Here is a 22834-nt window from a genome sequence, read left to right as displayed (position 1 = left end):
GCGGTCTTGCGGGTCTGGTCTGCTGATGCCATTGATCTTGTATTGGCCTGGCCGGTATCTGCTGGGGTCGTGGCTGGAGAACGTACATGGCAGGGAGAACGCCCTACGGCAATCCCGTCCCGGTCAGCGATCTCGCGACCAAGATCCTCGACCCGGTGCTGCGCAAGCGGGCCGGCATTTCGATCGGCCTCGTCCAGTCATGGGAAGAGATTGCCGGGCCACGACTGGCCAGCCACTCGCGCCCCGAAAAAATCCAGTGGCCGCGCCGCATGCATGAGGACGATCCGTTCGAGCCGGCCGTGCTGGTCATCGCCTGCGAAGGCATGGCGGCACTTCATCTGCAGCACGAGACCGGCGAGATCATCAACCGGGTCAATGCCTTCCTCGGTTTCACCGCGATCAGCCGCATCAGGATCTTGCAGAAGCCGGTGACAGCCGACAAAGGGAAGCGCAGACCGGCCCTCAGGCCGCTGACGGCGGCCGAGAAGACGAAATTGTCCGGAACGGTCGGCTTGGTCGACAATGATGAGTTGCGCGCCTCGCTGGAAAGACTTGGCGCGACCATTATCGGGGAGAGGAAGTCATAGGCCCTTGGAAGAAGTCATGAGGCCCTTGAAGAAAGTCATGGATTTGTCGTCAATATCTCGCATTCGTGATCGCTCTTGTCAGGTTTCGCGATTGGATTGGGGATCGAGATGCCTTAATTCGCGCCAACTCTCGCCTTTTCGTGCCTTTGCATTGCAAAATCCAACCCTTGTCAGGTGATTCGTATGAACCGTCCCCCGTTCGGCCAAAGCTTGTCTCGCAGAAACGTCCTGTCTTCGCTGGCAGCCATTCCGGCGGTCGCCCTGCTCGCCGCGTGCAGCGACTCTGGCGAGGAAGCGAAGGCCGCGGATGTAAAGCCCGCGGCGCCGGCCGCTCCCGCGAAGCCGGCCACGCCGGCCGCTGCTACCGCCCCGGAAGCCCAGGGCACCGTGGATATGGCGGAACTGATGAAGCCGGGTGCGCTGCCCGACAAGCAACTCGGCAAGGACGACGCCAAGGTCACCATCGTCGAATACGCCTCGATGACCTGCCCGCACTGCGCGCATTTCGCCGAGACCACCTTTCCGGAGCTGAAGACCAAGTACATCGACACCGGCAAGGCGCGTTACATCCTGCGCGAATTCCCGTTCGATCCGAGCGCCGAAGCCGGTTTCATGCTGGCGCGCTGCGCCAAGGATAACTATTTCCCGATGGTGGACGTCCTGTTCAGGCAGCAGGCGAACTGGGTTGGCGTCCAGAACACCAAGGATGCGCTGCTGCAAATCTCGAAGCTCGCCGGTTTTACACAGGAGTCCTTCGAGGCCTGCTTGACGGACCAGAAACTTCTGGACGATGTGAGATCGGTCCAGAAGCGCGGCGCCAATGAATTCAAGGTCGACTCGACACCGACCTTCTTCATCAACGGTAAGACCTACAAAGGGGCGATGTCGATTGAGGAAATGTCGGCCATCATCGACCCTCTGCTCTGACGTCCAGTCAGCAATGAGGCGGCGGCGCTTCGGCGTGCGCGGCTTCTTGTCGTGCCGCGAATTCCTTTCGCAGAACCACGGAAATCCGCTTAGTGGGCGGCGCGAATGAAGTTTTCGCGCCTTCGCCTCCTCGGTTTCAAGTCCTTCGTCGAGCCCGGCGAGTTCGTTATCGAACGCGGACTGACCGGCATTGTCGGGCCGAATGGCTGCGGCAAGTCGAACCTGGTCGAGGCGCTGCGCTGGGTGATGGGCGAAAGCTCCTACAAGAACATGCGCGCGTCCGGCATGGACGACGTCATCTTTTCCGGTTCGGGCACGCGCCCGGCACGCAACACCGCCGAAGTCACGCTTTTCCTCGACAACAGTGATCGCTCGGCGCCCGCTGCCTTCAACGATGCCGATGAACTTCAGGTGTCGCGCCGCATCGAGCGTGAGGCCGGCTCGCTCTACCGCATCAACGGCAAGGAGGCCCGCGCCAAGGACGTGCAGCTTTTGTTCGCCGACCAGTCGACTGGCGCGCGTTCGCCGTCGATGGTCGGTCAGGGCCGTATCGGCGAACTGATCCAGGCCAAGCCGCAGGCACGTCGCGCCCTGCTCGAAGAGGCGGCCGGCATTTCCGGCCTGCACACCCGTCGCCATGAGGCCGAGCTGCGGTTGAAGGCGGCCGAACAGAACCTCGAGCGGCTGGACGACGTCGTCGGCGAACTGGAAAGCCAGATCGAAAGCTTGAAGCGCCAGGCGCGCCAGGCCTCCCGCTTCAAGAACCTGTCGGCCGATATCCGCAAGGCCGAAGCAACGCTTTTGCATCTGCGCTGGACGCTGGCCAAGACGCAAGAAGGCGAGGCGCGCTCGGCGCTGGCAGTTGCTACGGCACTGGTCGGCGACCGCGCCGCCGCCCAGATGGCTGCCGCCAGGGAGCAAGGCATCGGCGCTCATCGCTTGCCTGACCTGCGCGACGCGGAAGCAGCCGCGGCTGCCGCCTTCCAGCGCCTGTCTATCGCCAAGTCGCAGATCGAGGAGGAAGCCGGCCGCATCCGCGCCCGTCAGAGCGAACTCGAGCGCCGGCTGCAGCAGCTGGACGGCGATATCGCGCGTGAGGAGCGGATGGTCCGCGACAATGCGGATATCCTCGAACGCCTTCGCACCGAGGAAGCCACGCTCAATTCGGAAAATGCCGGCGCCGCCGACCGCGAGGCCAGCACCCGGGCCGCGTTCGAGCAGGCTGCATCGACGCTTTCACAAAGCGAAGCCAAACTCGCCGCGCTGACCGCCGAACGGGCCGAGGCTGCCGCCTCGCGCAACCAGATCGAACGGACGCTGCGCGACACCGCCGAGCGCCGCGACCGTTTCGCCCGTCAGCTTGCCGACGTCGATCGCGAATTGTCGGAGATACTCTCCAAGGTTGCCGGCCTGCCGGATCCGGCCGAGAAGCGCGTGCTGGTCGAACAGGCCATGGCGCTGCTGGAGGAATCCGAGGCTGCCGTATCGGATGCGGAGCAGTCGGTCATCGATGCCCGCGCCACGGAAAGTGCTGCCCGGCCACCGCTTCAGGATGCCAGGGCCGAGCTGGCACGGATCGAGACGGAAGCGCGCACGCTGGCAAAAATCCTGAACGCCGCCAGCGGCGATCTCTTCCCGGCCGTGCTGGAACAGATCAGCGTCGATCGCGGTTTCGAGACGGCGCTGGGCGCGGCACTCGGCGAAGACCTCGACGTGCCGCTCGACCGCAGCGCGCCGGTGCATTGGGGCGAAAGCGGGATCCAACCCGGCGACGCGGCTTTGCCGGAGGGCGTAAAGAGCCTTGCCAGCGTGGTCCATGCGCCGGTACAGCTCGCCCGCCGTCTGGCGCAGATCGGCATCGTCGACGCCGGCGATGGCCGCCGGCTGCAGGCGCTTCTTGCTCCCGGCCAGAGGCTGGTCAGCCGCGAGGGTGCGCTCTGGCGCTGGGACGGCTTTACCGCCAGTGCCGATGCCCCGACCGCCGCCGCGCAACGGCTGGCGCAGAAGAACCGGCTGGCTGAGCTCGATGCCGAGGCGATACAGGCGACCCTCGTCCTGCGTCAGGCTGAAGAGGCGCTTGCCCAGGCCGAACAGGCGCTTCGCCTGGCGAGCGAGGCCGAGCGCAACGCGCGCCAGGCCGGTCGCGACGCGCAGCACCGCCTGGACGCTGCCCGCACTGCGCTGGCCGAGGCCGAAAGGGCCGGCGGCGAATTGCAGAGCCGGCGCGCCGCACTGGACGAGGCGCGCGCCCGCATCGTCGACAGCCATGAGGAGACCTCGGCCGCCTTCGCCGAGGCGGAAATGCTGCTGCAGGACGCGCCCGATCTCGGCGATCTGCAATTGCAGCTCGAACAGTCCTCGGCCAATGTCACCCGCGATCGCGCCACGCTTGCGGATGCGCGGGCGGTGCACGAGGGGCTGAGACGCGAAGCCGAGGCGCGTGCGCGCCGGCTCGATGCCATTGGCGCCGAGCGCAGCAACTGGCTGGAGCGGGCCGAAAACGCCTCGACGCAGATCGCGTCGCTCGGCGAACGCAAGGCCGAGGCCGAGGCCGAACGCGAGCGGCTGGCCGATGCTCCCGATGAAATCGACGCCAAGCGGCGCGCGCTGCTGTCCCAGCTCACCGAAGCCGAGACCTTGCGCAAGGCGGCGGCCGACCGTTTGCAGGAAGCCGAGAACCGGCAATCCGAAATGGACAAGGCCGCCACCGGCGCGATCCAGTTCCTGGCCGAGGCACGCGAGACCCGCGTTCGCGCCGAAGAGCGGCTGACCGCGGCCGACGAACGCCGGCTGGAGGTCGAGGCGCGCATCCAGGAGACGCTGAACACGCCGCCGCATCTGGTCATCCGCCACACCGGTCTGGAGGCTGACAGCCCGATGCCGGAAATGGCCGAGATCGAGCGGCAGCTCGACCGGCTGAAGATCGAGCGCGAACGGCTGGGCGCCGTCAATCTGCGCGCCGAGGAAGAGCAGAAGGAGCTTTCCGACCGGCTGGAGGCGATCGTCTCCGAGCGCGAGGACATCATCGAGGCGATCCGCAAGCTCAGGCAGGCGATCCAGAGCCTCAACCGCGAAGGCCGTGAGCGGCTGCTTGCCGCCTTCGACGTCGTCAATGGCCATTTCCAGCGGCTATTCTCGCATCTGTTCGGCGGCGGCACGGCGGAATTGCAGCTGATCGAATCCGACGATCCGCTCGAAGCCGGGCTCGAAATCCTGGCCCGCCCGCCCGGCAAGAAGCCGCAGACCATGACGCTGCTGTCCGGCGGCGAACAGGCGCTGACGGCGATGTCGCTGATTTTTGCGGTGTTCCTGACCAATCCGGCGCCGATTTGCGTGCTCGACGAAGTCGACGCCCCGCTCGACGACCACAATGTCGAGCGCTTCTGCAATCTCATGGACGAAATGGCCAACACCACCGAGACACGCTTCGTCATCATCACCCACAATCCAATCACCATGGCGCGCATGAACCGGCTGTTCGGCGTGACCATGGCCGAGCAAGGCGTCAGCCAGCTGGTGTCGGTCGACCTGCAGGCGGCCGAGGCGATGCGCGAGGCGAGCTGATCCAGGTCGCGCTGCCTGGCCGTTTTCAACCTCTGCGCTGCAAAATCCAGTTCATGGAGATCATGGCCACGAGCCCGCATGCCATGCCGACGCAATCGGCGACCCAGTCGAACACATCCAGGTCGCGCGCTATCAGTGCGGTGCCCTGGAGAACCTCGATCGCCGCGCCGACCAGGGCCAGGAAGACGATCAGCCTTGCCTTGCGGTCGGGCCAGCCGAGCCCTCCCAGGAAGGTCAGGACGGCAAAGGCGCTGGCGTGGTTCAGCTTGTCGTAGTGGAAACCGACATCGATCCCATACTCATTGAGACGAGGTACCGGCAGCAGCGCAAGCACAAGAACCGCGATGAGCGTGACGAGAAAAGCGACCCGTTCGGCGACTGAATAAAATCTCATTCTACTCCAACAACAATCTGCGCCGACCGCGGGGAAGGCCGAAGCCGTTCCCTAGAAATAAGTTCGCGGCGCGACAAGGTTCTTCTGCTGGCGAACATAAAAACAATAGAAGCCGAACGCTGCGGCGAACCACATGAAGGCCTCACCCATAGCCAGCCGGTTGTTTGAATTCGTAAGGATGGTTATGGCGAAAAAGACCAGTGTCGAGATGTAGCAGGACCATGCGGCCGGAGCGACAAGCTTGGCCCGCATGGCCAGCAGAACCTGCCTGGACGACCAGGTGTAGAGAAAGGCAAAGAACGCCAGTCCGACCACTCCATAGCGCACGGCAATCTCCAGATATCCGTTGTGGAAGACGTTGAAGATCATGGGATGATAGGTTCTATGCTGCCATTCGGTCAGCCAGCTGGAGCTGGCTCCAAAGATCGGGTGGCGTTTCCAGATTTCGATCGCATCCGCCCACAGCATCAGCCTTTCCTTGGCTGCAAGCGGAACCGTATCGCTCGCGATGGCGCGGTCGAAGGCCGGGAGGACGCCATGCCTCAAGACATCCGGAACCAAGGCCTTGACGAAGATCATGGTGTCGCCGGCGGTGGACGAGAAGACGTTGCGTGTCGCGACGATGCCGACCGCCACGATCGCCAGCACGCCACACGAAACCAGCAGTTCGCGGCGATGGCCTCTCGCCAGGGTCATGACTGCCAACAAGAGCAGGACGAGCGCAAGCGCAAGCCAGACACCCTTTGACCGCATCTCGATGATGTTGACGAGGGCAAACAGCAGGACGGCTGCCGACAGCGCCCAATACAGGTTCTTGGTTGCTTTCCTCAGGTCCGTTCTTTGGGCCGTGTACGCCATGAATTGCAGCGCGCAAAGGAAGATGAAACCAGCCGCCACCGACGCGTGGATGGGATTGTTGAAAAGCCGCGGTGTCGGTTGGACGCCTTGAAACATGTCCGAATAGAAGGTGTCCGCCGCCAGGAAGACAAGACTGAGGATCATGAACCAGAGCACGAGCCGCGCGGGCTGCTTGACAAACAGCAGAAACGCGAAGCCGGTCGTCGCGTAAAACAGCGGAAACATGTAAACGCCTTCGGCGCCACCCAACTGATGGGTACCGAAATAGACGATCGCCAGTCGGATGAAGACATAGAGCGACCAACCCACGCACAGACCGCCGACCCAACCGATCAGCGGTTTGCTGTAGGTCCACAAATCCACCCTGAACCAGCGGACGACTGCGACCAAGGCCAGCGCCAGGCCCGCATAGCGGTAGGTGTCGGCCTCGCGCCAGACCGCGGAGACCAAAGCGAGGATGGCGAGCGCCGCAAGCAACAGAAGCAAGGTGTTGCGCGGCGCGTCGTCCTTGGCGTAGTCCGGGGTTTCCCGCGGCAAAGAGGGCCGCAGCAGGACGTGATGCAAGCGGCGCAGCTCGTCGCCGGCCCGCAACGCCCCGGCACTTAGCCGGCTCGGCCCGCCAAGCCTTGCGAATTTGTAGCTTCCCGAGGGACCGGCTATGCCGGAAATCTTGCTGCTGGCGGCGAAGCCAAGCACGTTTTGGCGGACCGAATAGACTTTCAAGCCGGTGTCCCAGAAGCGTTCGAGTGCGACGTCCCATGGCATTTTCATTACGGCGAGCGCCGACAACAGCCCCTGCGCGCCTTCCCGCGTCACCAGATAGGCGGCCGCCGAGCCTTGCGGGCCATGCAGCGCGCGACCGATCTCGTCGCCTTCCGTCGTCTCGACGGCGCGCATGAAGAAGCTCATGCGATGATTGGTCAGCTTGATGGCATCGAAATCCGGGACCGCCGCGATGATGGCCTCGATGCGCCGTATGGTGTTTTCGCTGAAGAGGACGTCGTCCTCGACAATCAGGCCATAGGCGCCGCCACCCGCGAGGAATGCCTCCAGCGCCTGGATATGGCTGCGGTAACAGGCATATTCGCCCGGCAGGATGTCGCGCCCGCTCAGCTTACGCGCGGCTGGAAGATCGATCTCCGTCCAGTCCTTTTTAGCGAGGGCGCGGCCGTCGACGGCGGCAATGCGCTGCAAGGTTAGGCCGGCCGCTTCCGCGCTGGCGAGCAATTCGCTCCAGCGACCGGTCTCGCGATCGAGGTTGATGGCGAATATAGGAAGGTTCATCGAAGTTCCATGTTGAGCCGCCACCCACCCGGTCGACCTATGTATGGAAAGAGGGAGATGTTCAAGGCGACACTGTCCAGATCATGCGCAAGTGGTGACCCGAATTTGCCGCGATGGCGTTGGCTCATCTGAATTTATGACACAGTCGAATTATTAGCCGATCGGCTTCATGGAAGATCGCAAAGGTACTCTCGGGTCCTATATGTCCAGTATGGACCAACCCCTTCGGGCCAAAAGTGTTACCCATGTCTCCGGTATAAACCGTAACCTATGTGTCCGGAACGGACCATAATCAGATGGCTGGGGCGCCAGGATTCGAACCTGGGAATGTCGGTACCAAAAACCGATGCCTTACCACTTGGCGACGCCCCAATTGCCGTCAGAGTCGCTTGTGCGGCGCGTTATTAGCAGAGCAGCCGAAAAGCACAATCCTCATGAACGATGGTCAGAACGTCCAATCGGGCAGCTAACGCAGCTGCCGCCAGAGGGCATGCGTGCGGGCTATTCGGACCACACCGCCATCTCGTTGCCGGCCGGATCGACGAAGTGGAAGCGCCGGCCGCCGGGGAACGGGAAGATCGGCTTGACGATCGCGCCGCCTGCACTTTCGACAGCGCGCAGCGTTTCCTCCAGTTCTCTGCTGTAGAGCACGGGCAGCGGCTTGGCCGGTGCTTCCGCGGCATCGGCCTGGAAGCCGCCGTCCAGGCCCTCGGCAAAGGCCGAATAGGTCGGCCCATAGTCGGTGAACGACCAGGCGAAGGCGGCACTGTAGAAGGCCTTCAACCGGTCCAGCGTTCCACCGATCGCCGGCATTTCAAGATAGTCGAGTTTCCCGGGCAATTTCATGGAGCACCTGTTTGTTCCTGTTATGTTCTACATTAAATGCCTCAGCCTGGCAAGTCTTTTTGACGCATCTTTGGACGTAGCTTTTGCTTAATCGATTGTAGGGGCCGCACGGCTTTGCCGACGCCTTGCCTTTCGCACTGCAGCATCATATCGCTCCAAAGTCGGGACACGGCGGAACTTTCCGTTTCGCCAATCTTTCCAATCTCCTGCAACCGGAGAGCAAAGCATGACCAAATGGGTTTTCACCTTTGGCGACGGCGCGGCGGAAGGCCGTGCCGGCGACAAGAATCTGCTGGGCGGCAAGGGCGCCAACCTGGCCGAGATGTGCAGCCTGGGCCTGCCGGTACCGCCGGGCTTCACCATCACCACCGAGGTCTGCAACGCCTATTATGCCAATGGCCGTACCTATCCGGCGGGGTTGGAAGCCGATGTCGCGGTTGCGCTCGATCATATCGGATACCTGACCGGCCGTCGGTTCGGCGACCCTTCGAAACTGCTGCTGGTGTCGGTGCGTTCGGGGGCTCGTGCTTCGATGCCCGGCATGATGGACACCGTGCTCAATCTCGGGCTGAACGACGAGACGGTCGAGGCGCTCGCCGCCGATTCCGGCGATGCGCGCTTTGCCTATGACAGCTACCGACGCTTCATCCAGATGTATTCCGATGTCGTCATGGGTCTCGACCATGAGGTCTTCGAGGAAATCCTGGAAGACCAGAAAGGCGGGCTGGGGCATGAGCTCGACACCGAACTGACGGCGCTCGAATGGCAAGGTGTCATCGCACTCTACAAGGCCAAGGTCGAAGAAGAGCTCGGCAAGCCGTTCCCGCAGGATCCGCACGAGCAGCTGTGGGGCGCGATCGGCGCCGTGTTCTCGAGCTGGATGAACAATCGCGCCATCACCTACCGGCGCCTGCACGACATTCCCGAAAGCTGGGGCACGGCGGTCAATGTCCAGGCCATGGTGTTCGGCAATATGGGCGAAACCTCGGCCACTGGCGTTGCCTTCACCCGCAACCCGTCGACCGGCGAAAAGATGCTCTATGGCGAGTTCCTGGTGAACGCGCAGGGCGAGGACGTCGTCGCCGGCATCCGCACGCCGCAGAACATCACCGAGGCGGCGCGCATTGCTGCTGGCTCCGACAAGCCGTCGCTGCAGAAGCTGATGCCGGAAGCGTTCCAGTCCTTCGTCACCATCTCCGACAGCCTGGAGAAGCACTATCGCGACATGCAGGATCTCGAATTCACCATCGAGCGCGGCAAATTGTGGATGCTGCAAACCCGTTCCGGCAAGCGCACCGCCAAGGCGGCGCTGAAAATCGCCGTCGAGATGGCGCGCGACAGGCTGATCACGAAAGAGGAGGCGGTCGCCCGCATCGATCCGGCCTCGCTCGACCAGCTGCTGCATCCGACCATCGATCCCAAGGCCGCGCGCGACGTCATCGGCATCGGACTGCCGGCCTCGCCCGGTGCCGCCACCGGCGAGATCGTCTTTTCCTCAGGCGACGCCGAGGAATTGAAGACGCAAGGCCGCAAGGCGATCCTGGTGCGCATCGAAACCAGCCCCGAAGACATCCACGGCATGCATGCGGCGGAGGGCATCCTGACCACGCGCGGCGGCATGACCAGCCACGCTGCGGTGGTCGCGCGTGGTATGGGCAAGCCCTGCGTGTCGGGCGCCGGCTCGCTGCGTGTCGACTACAAGGCCGGCACGCTGATGGCGATGGGATCGACCTTCCGCAAAGGCGACATCGTCACCATCGACGGCAGCAATGGCCAGATATTGAAGGGCGCCGTATCGATGCTGCAGCCGGAACTTTCCGGCGATTTCGCCGCCATCATGGAATGGGCCGACGCGGTGCGCCGCATGAAGGTGCGCACCAATGCCGAAACGCCGCTCGACGCGCGCATGGCGCGCTCCTTCGGCGCCGAAGGCATCGGGCTTTGCCGCACCGAGCACATGTTCTTCGATGGCGACCGCATCGTCGCCATGCGCGAGATGATCCTGGCCGACACTGAGAAGGACCGACGCACCGCGCTCGCCAAGCTTTTGCCGATGCAGCGCTCGGATTTCCTCGAGCTGTTCGAGATCATGGCCGGCCTGCCAGTGACGATCCGCCTGCTCGATCCGCCGCTGCACGAATTCCTGCCCAAGACCGAGGCGGAGGTGGCCGAGGTCGCCGCCGCCATGAAGGTGTCGCCGGATAAGCTCAGGCAGCGCACCGAGGCGCTGCACGAGTTCAACCCGATGCTCGGCCATCGCGGCTGCCGGCTGGCGGTCTCTTATCCCGAGATCGCCGAGATGCAGGCGCGCGCCATTTTCGAGGCGGCCGTCGAGGCCGGCAAGAAGGCCGGCGCGCTGGTGGTCCCCGAAATCATGGTGCCGCTGGTCGGCCTGGTGAAGGAACTCGACTACGTCAAGGCGCGCATCGATGCGGTCGCCAAGAGCGTCATGGAGGAAACCGGCGTCAAGATCGACTATCTCACCGGCACCATGATCGAACTGCCGCGCGCGGCCATCCGCGCCCATGTCATCGCAGAGTCGGCCGAGTTCTTCTCCTTCGGCACCAACGACCTGACCCAGACGACCTTCGGCATTTCGCGCGACGATGCGGCCTCGTTCCTGGAGACCTATCGGCAGAAGGGCATTATCGATCAGGATCCGTTCGTCTCGCTCGACATCGATGGCGTTGGCGAACTGGTGCGCATGGCTGCCGAAAAGGGCAGGGCAACGCGACCCGACATCAAGCTCGGCATTTGCGGCGAACATGGCGGCGACCCGGCCTCGATCCGCTTTTGCGAAGAGGTTGGCCTCGACTACGTGTCCTGCTCGCCCTATCGTGTGCCGATCGCCAGACTGGCGGCCGCGCAGGCAGCGGTGCTGGTCGCGAAGGCAGGCCGCGGATAGGTCTATCCAGGCCGAGCTTACCGTTTTGTAAAACAAGTCGCGCGAACGTGCTGACGAGTTTGCATAATCTCGACAATATTTCCGCTCAATTTGCAGACGTCCCGACAATTGCTCTCGGAAACAGATGTTGCAGAGTTCACCGGCACCGTTCCACTCGATCCTGGTCATTCAGACGAAGTTCATCGGTGATCTCGTTCTCGCCTCGACGCTTGCAGAAAACCTGCGGCTCGAATTCCCCGGCGCCAGGCTGGTGTTTCTGTGCGAGGCGCGCTTCGAGAGCTTCGTGATCGCCCATGGCATTGCTTCCGAGGTGGTCACGTTCAGGCGCGCCCGCATGCGCGGCACCAACCTCGAGCGCGGGAAAGAGCTTTACGCCATGGTGAGGGCGTTGCGCCGCTTCCGCTTCGACCTGACGATCGACTTGGCCGATTCGAAGACGTCGCGCATCATCACCGGGCTCGTCAACGCAAGGACCCGCGTCGGCTACAATCCTCCCGAAAGACCCTTGCGTATGCTGGAGCGGCAGCCCGCCAATGTCTTTGCCACGCCCTACGGCTTTGATGGCCAGCATTTTCAGTACCGCTACCTCTCGCCGCTCGAAGCGCTCGGCATCGAACTTCGCACGGTGATTCCGAGCCTTCAGCCGCTGCCGCTGGAGACGGCGAATGCATTGTCGCTGCTGGGTAAGCACCACCTGCGGCCAAACGCCTTCATCGCCGTGCATGCGGGTGCAAGCTTCGAGGGGCGACGTTGGCAGCCGGAGCGGTTTGCCGCGGCGATCGTCGAGATTGCGGGCGAAACCGGCCTGGACGTTGTCCTGGTGGGCGGCCCGGATGAGCGGGAGATTGCCGAACGTATCGTCGCCAGGACCGCGCCGTCAGTCGTCGATCTCGTAGGGGCTCTGTCGCTTGAAAGGCTGCTGGCGGTGCTGAAACAGGCCCGGCTGTTTCTTGGCAACGAGAGCGGCCCGATGCACATGGCCGCAGCCACTGGGACCCCGGTTGTCGGGCTGTTCGGTCTGACGGATCCGGCGCGCTGGGGTCCCGTCGGCGTGCCCAGCATCTCGCTCCAGCCGCCGATGCCTTGCGCCTGCGTGGCCAAGGACCTCTGCCGCGCGCCGGATCCCAGCAAGGCTTGCTGCGTCTGGAGCCTTGAGGTCAAGCCTGTCGTCGACGCGGTGCGCGAGCTTCTTTCGCGTACCGAAATGAAACGGGAACGCTCCGTCTGAGATCATGCGCCGCGCGGGCAAGCGCTGTCGCCGTCGAGGAATGGCCTGTTCAACACGCGAACGGTCAAATTGTCACGCCGGGCGCTTTTCTGCTATGCGCCATCCCGATTTCCGCCTTCATGCCGTTCTTGGGATGCCCGCTTGAAATGACCCGTCAGGAATTCGGTTTGATGCGCCTGCTGCAAGAAAATCTCTGCATGATCGCCATGTGCTTGGCGATGGTATCCGCCGGCCATGCCGCGCCGCTCGTCGAGCCGACGCTGCACATCAGGCCGCAGGCGAGCGGAGCCGGCCACGTTGCGCTCACGCTCGACGCATGCGGCGGACAGACCGACAACCGGATCCTTTCGGCACTGGTGGACAACAAGATCCCCGCCACCATTTTCGTCACCGGGATCTGGCTGAAGCGAAACGCTGCCGCCGTCGAGATCATGCAGGCGCATCCCGATCTGTTCGAGCTGGAAAATCACGGCGGCCATCATATCCCGGCGGTCGACACGCCGCAGAAAATCTACGGCATCCGCAGCGCCGGCAGCCCGGACGCGGTGCTGGCCGAGGTCGAGTCGGGTGCCGCCGCCCTTGCCGGGACCGGGGAGCCGGCGCCGAAATGGTTTCGTGGCGCGACCGCCGAATACAGCCCGTCGGCAATCGCCATGATCCGCAAGCTTGGCTTCAAGATCGCGGGATTCTCGATAAACGGCGACGGTGGCTCCTTGCTTGGCGCCAAGGAAACCGCGCGGCGCATTGCGGCGGCCAAGGACGGTGACGTGATTATCTCGCACATCAACCAGCCGACCCATGCGGCCGGCGAAGGCGTGGTGCAGGGGCTGCTGGCGCTCAAGGCCAAGGGCTTGACCTTTGTGCGGCTCGATGATGCCGACGGGGTCGGCAATCACGGCACCACCGACTGACCGGTGCATTGATATTCAGCCGGACTGCGAATGGTGGTTTCCTGTGCTTCCGGTGCTCACGGACCCAAAAGTCCGCTCCGTTCCGGTTCTCGGAACGCACCATTCTCGGCTCGACCTGACCTGAATCTCGACGCACCTCACGCCGAGTTCGCCTGGGTTCGAAAATCGCTCAGGCCGGTTTGGCTTCGATCGAGACCTTGCTGGCGTAGAATGCGCCGTGGTCGCGGATTTCAGTCATTTCGTCGAAAGGCCGTTCATAGGCCCACATAGCGTTCTGGCCGGTCTCGCCGGCAGGCAGCACGCTCCAATAGTTTGCGTCGCCCTTGTAGGGGCAATGGGTCGAGTGTTCGGTGCTGCCGAGCTTGCCGAAATCGATGTCGGCGAACGGAATGTAGAAGGCCGCGGGATAGGGGGCCTCGGTCAGCACCTTGGCGTTCGCTGATGAAGCGATGACCACGTCTCCGGCGCGCACCGTGACGGTGCCCGCATAGGGCTCGATGGTGATGACTTTGTCGGGATTGCGTTGAAAACCGGGGGCGGGATTGGCGATCTGATCCATGGGGGTCTCCTTGCGTCGACTTTAAGTGTGTCGCGCAAGCGCATTGCGCAAGGCCCCCGGGGGCGTGCAACACACAAGGCCTGGCCGAGGCCGGCGATGATGGATCGCGCCTCCGAAGATACTTGTCCGCCAGAGCAATCCAGGAAAAATATGAAACGGTTTTCCCTTGGGAATTGCATCAAAACAGTCGGTTAGGCAGCGGCCTTGAACACGTCCATGAGACCGGCATAGGCAGCAGCGATACCGGCGACCGGATTGCTGCTTCTCGACACGGTCTCGACTTTCAAGGAACCACCGCCGGTCGGCAAGGTGAGCAGCAGAAACTGGCGATTGCCGCCGTCGCCGACGGATGCGGCAGCGACATGCTGGCCTTCGCCCTGATTCTGGACGCACATCTTGAACAGCAGTGTGCCGCCGACCGCTTCGAGCGCGCCGCCGACAACTTCAACAAATTCATCTTCGGAAACAGTCTTGGTATCCGGCACCAGATCGGCCAGACTTTCGGCAAGCGTACTCTCCAAGGCCTTGTCGTCGAGCTGCGCGTCCATGCGAACCTCTTTCAGTCGCCAATCGCACCCCTTTGCCCGTTAACGAAACTTAACGCCGACGATGGCCGGATTGTGGCGGTTTTTCACCAATGTAGCGCCCGGCGGTGCTGGCGGCTGGACAATCCGCGGGTTCGCTCCACAATGGCCCGAAAAGCACAACGCGAAAGCGTGAGGGAGGACCGAATGCTGGGACTGATGCAGGAATGGCCGCTGCTTTGCCACAAGCTCATCGACAATGCCGAGCGGCAGCATGGCGTGCGCGAGATCGTGTCGCGCTCGATCGAGGGGCCGATCGTGCGCACCACCTATGCGGACATCCATCGTCGCGCCCTGAAGGTCGCCCAGCGGCTGGAGCGTGACGGCTATCGCCTGGGCGACCGCATCGCCACGCTGGCCTGGAACACCGCGCGCCACATCGAGGCCTGGTATGGCATCATGGGCATCGGTGCCATCTACCATACGCTCAACCCGCGGCTGTTTCCCGAGCAGATCGTCTGGATCATGAACCATGCCGAGGACAAGGCTGTCTTCGTCGACCTGACCTTCGTGCCGCTGCTCGAGAAGATCGCCGGAGCCGTCAAGTCGCTGAAACAGGTAATCGTGCTGACCGACAAGACACACATGCCGCAGACGACATTGCCCAATGTGGTCGCCTATGAAGACTGGCTTGATGAGGCGGATGGCGACTTCGCCTGGAAGACCTTCGACGAAGGCACAGCCGCCGGCATGTGTTACACGTCCGGGACCACGGGCGATCCAAAGGGCGTCGTCTACAGCCACCGTTCGAACGTGCTGCACGCCATGATCGCCGCTATGCCCGACGCCATGGGCCTGTCGTCGCGCGATACGATCTTGCCGGTCGTGCCGATGTTCCACGCCAATGCCTGGGGCCTTGGCCAGAGCGGGCCGATGATCGGCGCCAAGCTCGTCATGCCTGGCTGCAAGATGGACGGCGCCTCGATCTACGAACTGCTCGACACCGAAAAGGTGACCTTCAGCGCCGCTGTGCCGACCGTCTGGATGATGCTGCTGCAGCATCTGGAGGAGACCGGCAAGAAGCTTCCCTATCTCAACAAGGTCGTCATCGGCGGCTCGTCCTGTCCGCGCGCGATCATGACGAAGTTTCAGCAGAACTACGATGTCCAGGTCATCCATGCCTGGGGCATGACCGAAATGTCGCCGCTCGGCACGCTGTGTACCTTGAAGCCGGACTATGCCGGTCTTCAGGGGGAAGCCCGGCTCGATGTCCAGCAGAAACAGGGCTACCCGCCCTTCGGCGTCGAAATGAAGGTGACCGACGACGACAACAATCCGCTGCCCTGGGATGGCAAGACATTTGGCCGCCTGAAAGTGCGCGGACCGGCCGTTGCCCGGGCCTATTATGGCGGTGCCGGCCTGGAGCAGTTCGACGAGGACGGCTGGTTCGACACCGGCGACGTCGCTCACATCGACGCTGGCGGCTATATGCAGATCACCGATCGCGCCAAGGACGTCATCAAATCCGGTGGCGAATGGATTTCGACCATCGACCTCGAGAACCTGGCTGTTGGCCACCCCGATGTCGCCGAGGCGGCAGCCATCGGCGTCCATCATTCGAAGTGGGGCGAACGGCCGTTGCTGGTCGTCGTCCGCAAGCCGGGCAAGGAACCCAGCAAGGTGGATATTCTCGACTTCATGAATGGCAAGGTGGCCAAATGGTGGATGCCGGACGATGTCGCCTTCGTTGGCGAAATTCCGCACACCGCCACCGGCAAGATCCAGAAGATCACCTTGCGCCAGCAGTTCAAGGACTATCGCTTGCCGACGGATTGACGGGGTGGTGCATGTTTCGGCTTCATGCCATCGCAAAAAGGCACTAAGTGTCCGTTCGGGTTGGGGCAGCGCAGAGAACGATGGTTAGCATTCCCGAACGGCAAACGTCGAAGGCGGCCGGATGGTCCCGGCGCACGGCCGCTTTTTCGTTGGTGTTGCTGCTGACGGTCTTCGTCGGCCATCGCTTCGATCTCGTCGAAACACCGGTCTTCCTGTGGGTGCTGGGCATTGTCGCGCTGCTGGCGGCCATGGCGCTGCTGTTTGCCGGATTTGCCTTTTCGCGGCTGTGGAACTTCGGCGATCGCGGCGGTCGCGACCTGACGGTCGGCGCGCTGCTGGCGCTGCTGGTGCTCGCGCCCTATGGCGTCGTCGCCTACTGGGCGACAATCTATCCGCCGCTCAGGGATATCTCGACGGATTTCGACGAGCCGCCGGCGCTCGACGTGAGCGACCGGACGAAGGACATGAACGTGCTCTCCCCGTCGACGCCTGGCGAACAGCGGCTGCAGACCGACAGCTATCCGCTGGTCAGCGCACGCAGCTACGACTTGCCGTTCGAGACTGTCGTCAATGCCGTGGAAACCGTACTCGATCGGCGCAACTGGGATCTGTCGGAACCCTATCCCGACCTCGCCGGGCAAAGCGACGTGACCATTACCGCCGTCGCCAAGGGCTTTGTGCTCGGCCTTCCCGCCGATGTGGCGATCCGCGTGACCGACGATGGCGATACGGTCATCGTCGATATGCGGTCAGCTTCGCGATACGGCCGCTACGATCTCGGCGACAATGCCGCGCGCATCACCGATTTCCTGGCGGAACTCGACCAGGAGGTCGCCGGCCAGGTTGGCGCGGCGCCGGCCGAGTAGGGCCGGCCTATCTGGCCGGCGTGAAGATGCCGTCAATGGCCGGGGCGGCGTCTGTCATGACCAGACCGCGCGCCACCAGATCCTCGAGATGGGCAAGCACCGACAATCCGGCGGCGCCATGCAGCCGCGGGTCGGTATCCCTGTAGATCGCCTTGACCATGTCCACAATCGTCCGGTCGCCCTCTCTGACCCGCTGCAGGATGGCGCGCTCGCGCATTTTGCGGTGCGTCTTCAGCCCGCGCATGAAAGCCCGCGGCGCCGTCACCGGTCCGCCATGTCCGGGCAGCAGCAAGCCATCCCCGCGTTCGATCAGCCGGTCCAGCGAGGCCATGTAATCGGCCATCGCTCCATCCGGCGGGGCGACGATGGAGGTTGCCCAGGCCATGACGTGATCGGCCGAAAACAGGATGCCGGTTCCTTCCAGCGCGAAAGCCGCGTGATTGGCGGTGTGGCCCGGGGTCAGAACCGTCCTGATCGACCAGCCGTCGCTGTCGACCACCTCGTCGTGGGAAAGGGCGATGTCGGGGACGAAAGCCATGTCGGCACTGGCGTCGAGCGCATTGGTCTCCCCGATATGCAAAGGCCTTGCCGGCCGGTGCGGCCCTTCTGCCAGCACGGCGGCGCCGGTGCGCTCTTTCAGCCGGGCCGCCAGCGGGGAATGGTCGCGGTGCGTGTGGCTGACGAAGATATGGCTGACCGGCCGGCCCGCGATCACGTCGAGCAGGGCGTGCAGATGCGCCTCGTCATCCGGCCCCGGATCGATCACCGCCAGCGTCTCGCGGCCAACGATGTAGCTGTTGGTGCCGTGAAAAGTGAAGGGGCTCGGATTGCGGGCCGTGATGCGCTGGATATCGGGCGCGACGCTTACCCCCTGTCCATAGAAGGGATCGAAGCCGGTATCGAATTTGAGTGCCATGGCGGATGCATCGGTGCCTTGTTTCAGGAAACGGCAAAACCGATTGCCGCATAACACGCAAGCCAATATAGGAGGACGTGAGGCCGCGAACATCGGAGTGCGGCAATCGGAATGGGGAAATACCATGGCAATTGCAACTACGATGCGTCCGCTTGTTTCTCTGGCTTTGCCGCAAAATGCCGCGGCGCGGCTGGCAACGCAGCTTTTCCTGGCGATCGCCGGAACGCTGGTGCTGACCCTGTCGGCCAAGACCAAGGTCATGCTTGGGCCGGTCGACATTTCGATGCAGACGCTGGCCGTGCTGCTGATCGCCGCCGCCTTCGGCATGCGTCTCGGCGTCGCCACCCTGCTGCTTTACATGGCGGAGGGCGCCATGGGCTTCCCCGTCTTCCAGAGCACCCCGGAAAAGGGTCTCGGCATTGCCTACATGCTCGGCTCGACCGGCGGTTATCTCGCGGGCTTCGTGGTCATGGCGGCAATCGTCGGCTGGGCCGCCGATCGCGGCTGGGACCGCCATCCGATCAAGCTTTTCAACGCCATGCTGGGTGCCGAGGTCGTCATGATGGCGATGGGCTTCGCCTGGCTGGCGCTGCTGATCGGCCCGGAAAAGTCGTGGCAGTTCGGCGTCGTGCCCTTCATCGTCGGCGACATGATCAAGGTTGCCCTGGCAGCAAGCCTGGTGCCGGCCGTTTGGACGTTGCTGAAGCGCGGCTGAAGCGCGAACAGGGCCTGCGGCTTGAGCAATCAAGCCTTGGCTGGCATGGCGCGATTGGCGGATTTAGGCGTGGTGTCCGCCAAACACTATATGTTGGCGTTCACATTGCCCGAAGGCGTGCCGATATTTTCAATGATGATGTCCAGTAAGCCGGTCTGTTAGGGCCGGCTTTTCTACAGCATCAAAGAATGCTATTGATCAAAACTTCCGCTAACCGTTGACGTGAAATAGATGCTTGCTGGTGCAGTTGCACTGTCGTAGCCCTTGGTCTTCGACCACATGGAATCGCCGGGGGGCGAGACGTCCGGTTCGTTCTGCGAACGAACCGGCAGGTCAGATGCAGCATTGCGCTGGCCTGTCGCCGACACGGCAACTTCGGGGGAAGGGGCAAGACGTTGAATGTTGCAGCGTCAACTATTGTCGGAAGCCGGCATTTCTTGTTCAGGATTCGATTTCAGCTGCTTGGCGGACTGACATTCGCGATTTTTGCGCCGGCCATTATCCGGATTGTCTTCAATCCTGAGTTTATCTATTCGGCCAACCTTCAGGTGACGGTAACCGCCGCGGCGATTGCGCATCTTGCGGGCTTCCTCTCCTATCGCCGCATCGGAAACTTCCCGGGCGTGGCCGCGGCCAGTTACATCTTGCCGACATTTGCCCTGTCCTACGGGGCCGTTTTTCTGACCATTTTCTTTTTCCGTTTCGAGTACAGCCGGTTTCAGGCCGCCGCCAGCTTCACGCAGTCCACGTTCTGGTATTTCGGCCTGAGCCTGTTGACGCGGCGTCTCGATCCGTACCGGCTCGTCGTCGTTCCCGGCGGAGATGTCGAGCGCCTCAAGGCGCTACCGGGGGTGCATTGGTTCTGGATCAAGTCGACCAACACCATCATTGAGAGAGCTAACGGCGTGGTCGTTGATCTGCGTGCCAATCTTGGCGCGGAGTGGGAACGATATATCGCGGATCGGGCCCTTTCGGGAACGCCCGTATACCACGTCAAGCAGGTCAGAGAGTCGCTGACTGGTCGGGTCGAGATCGAGCATCTGTCGGAAAACACGCTTGGTTCGCTCAATCCGAACCAGGCCTATCTCAAGATCAAGCAGGCAGCCGACTGGGTCTCCGCGCTTGTCTTGATTGTCGTTCTTTCCCCTGTCCTGGCGCTGATAGCGCTGCTGATCCGCTTGGACTCCGAGGGTCCCGTGCTGTTTCGGCAGCAACGCATGGGCTACCGGGGCGAGATCTGCACGGTCTACAAGTTTCGCTCGATGCGGCAGCATCCTGACGCCGGCAGCGACAAGGAGAGGGCGATCACCAAGCGCGACGATGATCGCATCACCCGTGTTGGGCGTTTCCTGCGAAAGTTCAGGATCGACGAGCTGCCGCAGGTCATCAACATCCTCCGTGGCGAAATGAGTTGGATCGGACCGCGGCCGGAAGCTGTCGTGCTGTCACAGTGGTACGAGGCTGAGCTGCCATTCTATCGCTACAGAAATATCGTCAGGCCAGGCATAAGCGGATGGGCGCAAGTAAATCAGGGGCATGTGGCTGCCGTCGATGATGTTATGGAGAAATTGCACTATGATTTCTATTACATAAAGAACTTTTCGCCTTGGCTGGATGTTTTGATAACTCTCAAGACAATGAAAACGATGTTTACCGGCTTTGGCGCCCGATAGCCAAAGCGAAGCACGACTCTGGAATAGCAAGCGCAGGAAGCAGATGGATCTCGCCTCCAGGAAAATAGCAATCATCGGGCTTGGCTATGTCGGTCTGCCGTTGGCGGTCGCCTTCGGCGCCACCAGGGATGTCGTCGGGTTTGACATCAACCAGTCGAGGGTGGACGCGCTGAAGCGTGGCGACGACCATACGCTGGAAGCCAGCAACGATGAGATCAATGCTGCTACGCGGCTGAGGCTCACCACCGACAAGGCCGATCTGCGCGATTACGGGGTTTTCATCGTCACGGTGCCGGCGCCGATCGACAGGGCCAACCGGCCGGATCTGAAACCGCTGATTATGGCATCGACATTAGTCGGTGAGGTCATCTCGCCAGGCGCGGTGGTGATTTTCGAATCGACTGTCTATCCCGGCTGCACGGAAGAGGTGTGCGCGCCGCTGATCGAGAAACATTCGGGCCTGCGTTACAATGACGGGTTCTTCCTCGGCTACAGTCCCGAGCACATCAATCCGGGTGATCAAGAGCATCGGCTGCAGGCGATCGTCAAGGTCACCAGCGGCTCCACGCCGGAAGCGGCCGAAGGCATCGATGCGCTCTACGCCGCGATCGTGCCGGCGGGTACGCACCGTACGTCCGAAGTGCCGGAAGCCGCCGGCACCAAATGGAATTTCCTGCGCTTCACGCCGGGTCTCGTTGGCGGTCACTGCATCGGCGTCGATCCTTACTATCTCACCCACAAGGCCCAGGAACTCGGCTATCATCCGGAGGTGATTCTTGCCCGCCGCCGTATCAATGACGGCATGGGTCAGCACGCGGCGGATCAGACGGCCCGCCTGATGATGCGCAAGGGGATACCTGTCGGCAGCCGGATTTTGGTGATGGGCGCGGCTTTCAAGGAAAACTGTCCGGACCTGAGAAATTCCAAGGTCGCCGATATCGTCGCCCAGCTGAAAGAATACAATGCCGGTATCGACATCTGGGACCCCTGGGTCGACGCGCAGGAATGCGCGCGCACCTTCGGCGTGGCGAGCATGAACGACATTCCCGACGAGCGCGATGACGACGTCATCGTGGCCGTCGGCCACCGGCAGTTCCGCGCTCTTGGCGTTGACGGCCTGCAGTCGCTTTGCAAGACCCCGGGCGTCATCTACGACATCAAGGGCCTGTTCCCCAGGCATGTTATGGATGGGCGGTTCTGATGAAAGTTCTGGTTACCGGCGCTGCCGGCTTCATAGGCTATCATGTATCGAAACGGCTGCTGGAGCGCGGCGACGAGGTTGTCGGCATCGACAACGTCAACGACTACTATGATCAGCGGATCAAGGAGGCGAGGCTGCGGCTGCTGGAGGAGGCGAGCCGCAAGACCAATGCCGGCTATCAGTTCATCCGTGGCAATCTCGCCAACAGAAGTGTTGTCGATGGCTGCTTTGCCGACCACGCATTCGACCGGGTGATCCATCTCGCGGCCCAGGCCGGGGTTCGCTACAGCCTGGAAAACCCGCACGCCTATGTCGAAAGCAACATCATCGCCTATGCCAACATGCTCGAGGCCTGCCGCAACAGCGCCGTTGCGCACCTGACCTATGCCAGCACCTCGAGCGTCTACGGCGCCAACACCGACATGCCGTTTTCCGAGCACCGGCCGGCCGACCATCCGCTGCAGTTCTACGCCGCGACCAAGCGCGCCAACGAGTTGATGGCGCACAGCTACAGCCATTTGTTCCGGTTGCCGACGACCGGGCTTCGCTTCTTCACCGTGTATGGCCCCTGGGGGCGCCCGGACATGGCGCTGTTCCTGTTCACCAAGAACATCCTTGCCGGCGAGCCGATCAAGCTGTTCAACAACGGCAACCACACGCGCGACTTCACCTATGTCGAGGACATCGCCGAAGGCGTCGTGCGGGCCAGCGACAGCCCGGCCACGGGCAATGCCGCCTGGGACTCCAGCCGTCCAGATCCGGCGACGAGCAGCGCCCCGTGGCGCATCTTCAACATCGGCAACAACAATCCAGTGAAGCTGACCGCCTATGTCGAGGCGCTGGAAAAAGCGCTGGGCCGGAAAGCCATCGTTGAACTGCTGCCGCTGCAGCCCGGCGACGTGCCAGATACCTTTGCCGACACATCGGCGCTGGAGCAGGCGGTCGGCTACCGCCCGACGACGACGGTGACCGAGGGGGTGGGGCGGTTTGTGGAGTGGTACCAGGCGTATTTTGGGCGAGGATAGGTCTGTTCGCGCATA

At 62.6% G+C, this 22834-nt stretch carries 18 protein-coding genes and 1 tRNA gene; 12 read left to right on the top strand and 7 right to left on the bottom strand.

Translation table 11 applies throughout. From position 1 onward, the window contains the following. The first annotated feature begins 86 nt into the window (after positions 1-86). From ASD12_RS01225 to smc, 3 genes are all read left to right on the top strand, one after another. Positions 87-587: a DUF721 domain-containing protein gene (locus ASD12_RS01225; RefSeq protein ID WP_056580972.1), complete on the top strand. Its 501-nt coding sequence runs from the start codon at positions 87-89 to the stop codon at positions 585-587. 183 nt (positions 588-770) lie between these two features. Next, complete coding sequence (locus tag ASD12_RS01220; protein WP_056580969.1) at positions 771-1514, top strand: DsbA family protein; 744 nt, start codon at positions 771-773, stop codon at positions 1512-1514. A 105-nt stretch (positions 1515-1619) separates the two neighbouring features. Next, positions 1620-5078, top strand: a complete 3459-nt coding sequence (smc, locus tag ASD12_RS01215; RefSeq protein WP_056580966.1) for a chromosome segregation protein SMC — start codon at positions 1620-1622, stop codon at positions 5076-5078. Positions 5079-5103: 25 nt separating this feature from the next. On the opposite strand, the gene ASD12_RS01210 is transcribed toward smc, so the two are convergent. The 4 genes from ASD12_RS01210 to ASD12_RS01195 form a co-directional block, all read right to left on the bottom strand. Beyond that, the gene (locus ASD12_RS01210; RefSeq protein WP_056580963.1) at positions 5104-5472 is read right to left on the bottom strand and encodes a hypothetical protein; all 369 of its coding nucleotides are present in this window, start codon (positions 5470-5472) and stop codon (positions 5104-5106) included. Between the two features lie 51 nt (positions 5473-5523). Next, on the bottom strand, positions 5524-7614 hold the full coding sequence (locus tag ASD12_RS01205; protein ID WP_056580960.1) for an O-antigen ligase family protein: 2091 nt from the start codon (positions 7612-7614) through the stop codon (positions 5524-5526). Between the two features lie 297 nt (positions 7615-7911). Continuing rightward, positions 7912-7986 (bottom strand) — tRNA-Gln (locus ASD12_RS01200). 129 nt (positions 7987-8115) lie between these two features. Continuing rightward, entirely contained in the window at positions 8116-8460 is a 345-nt protein-coding gene (locus ASD12_RS01195; RefSeq protein ID WP_056580956.1) for a VOC family protein, read from the bottom strand. 226 nt (positions 8461-8686) lie between these two features. Between ASD12_RS01195 and ppdK the strand changes: the two genes are divergently transcribed. From ppdK to ASD12_RS01180, 3 genes are all read left to right on the top strand, one after another. Then, positions 8687-11365, top strand: a complete 2679-nt coding sequence (gene ppdK, locus ASD12_RS01190; RefSeq protein ID WP_056580952.1) for a pyruvate, phosphate dikinase — start codon at positions 8687-8689, stop codon at positions 11363-11365. A gap of 124 nt (positions 11366-11489) precedes the next feature. Further along, complete coding sequence (locus tag ASD12_RS01185; RefSeq protein WP_056580949.1) at positions 11490-12593, top strand: glycosyltransferase family 9 protein; 1104 nt, start codon at positions 11490-11492, stop codon at positions 12591-12593. A 170-nt stretch (positions 12594-12763) separates the two neighbouring features. Next, positions 12764-13504, top strand: a complete 741-nt coding sequence (locus ASD12_RS01180; RefSeq protein WP_056580946.1) for a polysaccharide deacetylase family protein — start codon at positions 12764-12766, stop codon at positions 13502-13504. A 169-nt stretch (positions 13505-13673) separates the two neighbouring features. Here the strand turns inward: ASD12_RS01180 and ASD12_RS01175 are convergent, their stop codons facing one another. Continuing rightward, a complete protein-coding gene (locus ASD12_RS01175; RefSeq protein WP_056580943.1) occupies positions 13674-14063 on the bottom strand; it encodes a DUF427 domain-containing protein in 390 nt (129 codons plus the stop codon). A 191-nt stretch (positions 14064-14254) separates the two neighbouring features. After that, on the bottom strand, positions 14255-14611 hold the full coding sequence (locus ASD12_RS01170) for a hypothetical protein (RefSeq protein ID WP_056580940.1): 357 nt from the start codon (positions 14609-14611) through the stop codon (positions 14255-14257). A 183-nt stretch (positions 14612-14794) separates the two neighbouring features. Between ASD12_RS01170 and ASD12_RS01165 the strand changes: the two genes are divergently transcribed. Then, the gene (locus tag ASD12_RS01165; RefSeq protein WP_056580938.1) at positions 14795-16423 is read left to right on the top strand and encodes a fatty-acid--CoA ligase; all 1629 of its coding nucleotides are present in this window, start codon (positions 14795-14797) and stop codon (positions 16421-16423) included. 80 nt (positions 16424-16503) lie between these two features. Then, complete coding sequence (locus ASD12_RS01160; RefSeq protein ID WP_056580935.1) at positions 16504-17289, top strand: DUF1499 domain-containing protein; 786 nt, start codon at positions 16504-16506, stop codon at positions 17287-17289. Between the two features lie 7 nt (positions 17290-17296). On the opposite strand, the gene ASD12_RS01155 is transcribed toward ASD12_RS01160, so the two are convergent. After that, entirely contained in the window at positions 17297-18205 is a 909-nt protein-coding gene (locus ASD12_RS01155; RefSeq protein ID WP_056580932.1) for an MBL fold metallo-hydrolase, read from the bottom strand. Between the two features lie 124 nt (positions 18206-18329). Between ASD12_RS01155 and ASD12_RS01150 the strand changes: the two genes are divergently transcribed. The 4 genes from ASD12_RS01150 (at position 18330) to ASD12_RS01135 (ending at position 22819) form a co-directional block, all read left to right on the top strand. Further along, on the top strand, positions 18330-18920 hold the full coding sequence (locus tag ASD12_RS01150) for a biotin transporter BioY (protein ID WP_056580930.1): 591 nt from the start codon (positions 18330-18332) through the stop codon (positions 18918-18920). 395 nt (positions 18921-19315) lie between these two features. Next, a complete protein-coding gene (locus ASD12_RS01145; protein ID WP_056580927.1) occupies positions 19316-20593 on the top strand; it encodes a sugar transferase in 1278 nt (425 codons plus the stop codon). A gap of 43 nt (positions 20594-20636) precedes the next feature. Next, complete coding sequence (locus tag ASD12_RS01140; RefSeq protein WP_056580924.1) at positions 20637-21794, top strand: UDP binding domain-containing protein; 1158 nt, start codon at positions 20637-20639, stop codon at positions 21792-21794. After that, the gene (locus ASD12_RS01135; RefSeq protein WP_056580920.1) at positions 21794-22819 is read left to right on the top strand and encodes an NAD-dependent epimerase; all 1026 of its coding nucleotides are present in this window, start codon (positions 21794-21796) and stop codon (positions 22817-22819) included. The genes ASD12_RS01140 and ASD12_RS01135 overlap by 1 nt, the downstream gene beginning before the upstream one ends. Positions 22820-22834 lie beyond the last annotated feature (15 nt).

The organism is Mesorhizobium sp. Root102, assembly GCF_001425625.1.
Classification (GTDB): Bacteria; Pseudomonadota; Alphaproteobacteria; order Rhizobiales; family Rhizobiaceae; genus Mesorhizobium.
Note: the sequence above shows the minus strand (reverse complement) of the source record. Positions and strands in the feature narration are given on the sequence as shown.

What these genes read in the sequence shown, in the direction of transcription:
- ASD12_RS01225 (WP_056580972.1), top strand. Translation starts at nt 87, where the DNA reads ATGGCAGGGAGAACGCCCTACGGCAATCCCGTCCCGGTCAGCGATCTC.
- ASD12_RS01220 (WP_056580969.1), top strand. Translation starts at nt 771, where the DNA reads ATGAACCGTCCCCCGTTCGGCCAAAGCTTGTCTCGCAGAAACGTCCTG.
- smc (WP_056580966.1), top strand. Translation starts at nt 1,620, where the DNA reads ATGAAGTTTTCGCGCCTTCGCCTCCTCGGTTTCAAGTCCTTCGTCGAG.
- ASD12_RS01210 (WP_056580963.1), bottom strand. Translation starts at nt 5,472, where the DNA reads ATGAGATTTTATTCAGTCGCCGAACGGGTCGCTTTTCTCGTCACGCTC.
- ASD12_RS01205 (WP_056580960.1), bottom strand. Translation starts at nt 7,614, where the DNA reads ATGAACCTTCCTATATTCGCCATCAACCTCGATCGCGAGACCGGTCGC.
- ASD12_RS01195 (WP_056580956.1), bottom strand. Translation starts at nt 8,460, where the DNA reads ATGAAATTGCCCGGGAAACTCGACTATCTTGAAATGCCGGCGATCGGT.
- ppdK (WP_056580952.1), top strand. Translation starts at nt 8,687, where the DNA reads ATGACCAAATGGGTTTTCACCTTTGGCGACGGCGCGGCGGAAGGCCGT.
- ASD12_RS01185 (WP_056580949.1), top strand. Translation starts at nt 11,490, where the DNA reads ATGTTGCAGAGTTCACCGGCACCGTTCCACTCGATCCTGGTCATTCAG.
- ASD12_RS01180 (WP_056580946.1), top strand. Translation starts at nt 12,764, where the DNA reads ATGCGCCTGCTGCAAGAAAATCTCTGCATGATCGCCATGTGCTTGGCG.
- ASD12_RS01175 (WP_056580943.1), bottom strand. Translation starts at nt 14,063, where the DNA reads ATGGATCAGATCGCCAATCCCGCCCCCGGTTTTCAACGCAATCCCGAC.
- ASD12_RS01170 (WP_056580940.1), bottom strand. Translation starts at nt 14,611, where the DNA reads ATGGACGCGCAGCTCGACGACAAGGCCTTGGAGAGTACGCTTGCCGAA.
- ASD12_RS01165 (WP_056580938.1), top strand. Translation starts at nt 14,795, where the DNA reads ATGCTGGGACTGATGCAGGAATGGCCGCTGCTTTGCCACAAGCTCATC.
- ASD12_RS01160 (WP_056580935.1), top strand. Translation starts at nt 16,504, where the DNA reads ATGGTTAGCATTCCCGAACGGCAAACGTCGAAGGCGGCCGGATGGTCC.
- ASD12_RS01155 (WP_056580932.1), bottom strand. Translation starts at nt 18,205, where the DNA reads ATGGCACTCAAATTCGATACCGGCTTCGATCCCTTCTATGGACAGGGG.
- ASD12_RS01150 (WP_056580930.1), top strand. Translation starts at nt 18,330, where the DNA reads ATGGCAATTGCAACTACGATGCGTCCGCTTGTTTCTCTGGCTTTGCCG.
- ASD12_RS01140 (WP_056580924.1), top strand. Translation starts at nt 20,637, where the DNA reads ATGGATCTCGCCTCCAGGAAAATAGCAATCATCGGGCTTGGCTATGTC.
- ASD12_RS01135 (WP_056580920.1), top strand. Translation starts at nt 21,794, where the DNA reads ATGAAAGTTCTGGTTACCGGCGCTGCCGGCTTCATAGGCTATCATGTA.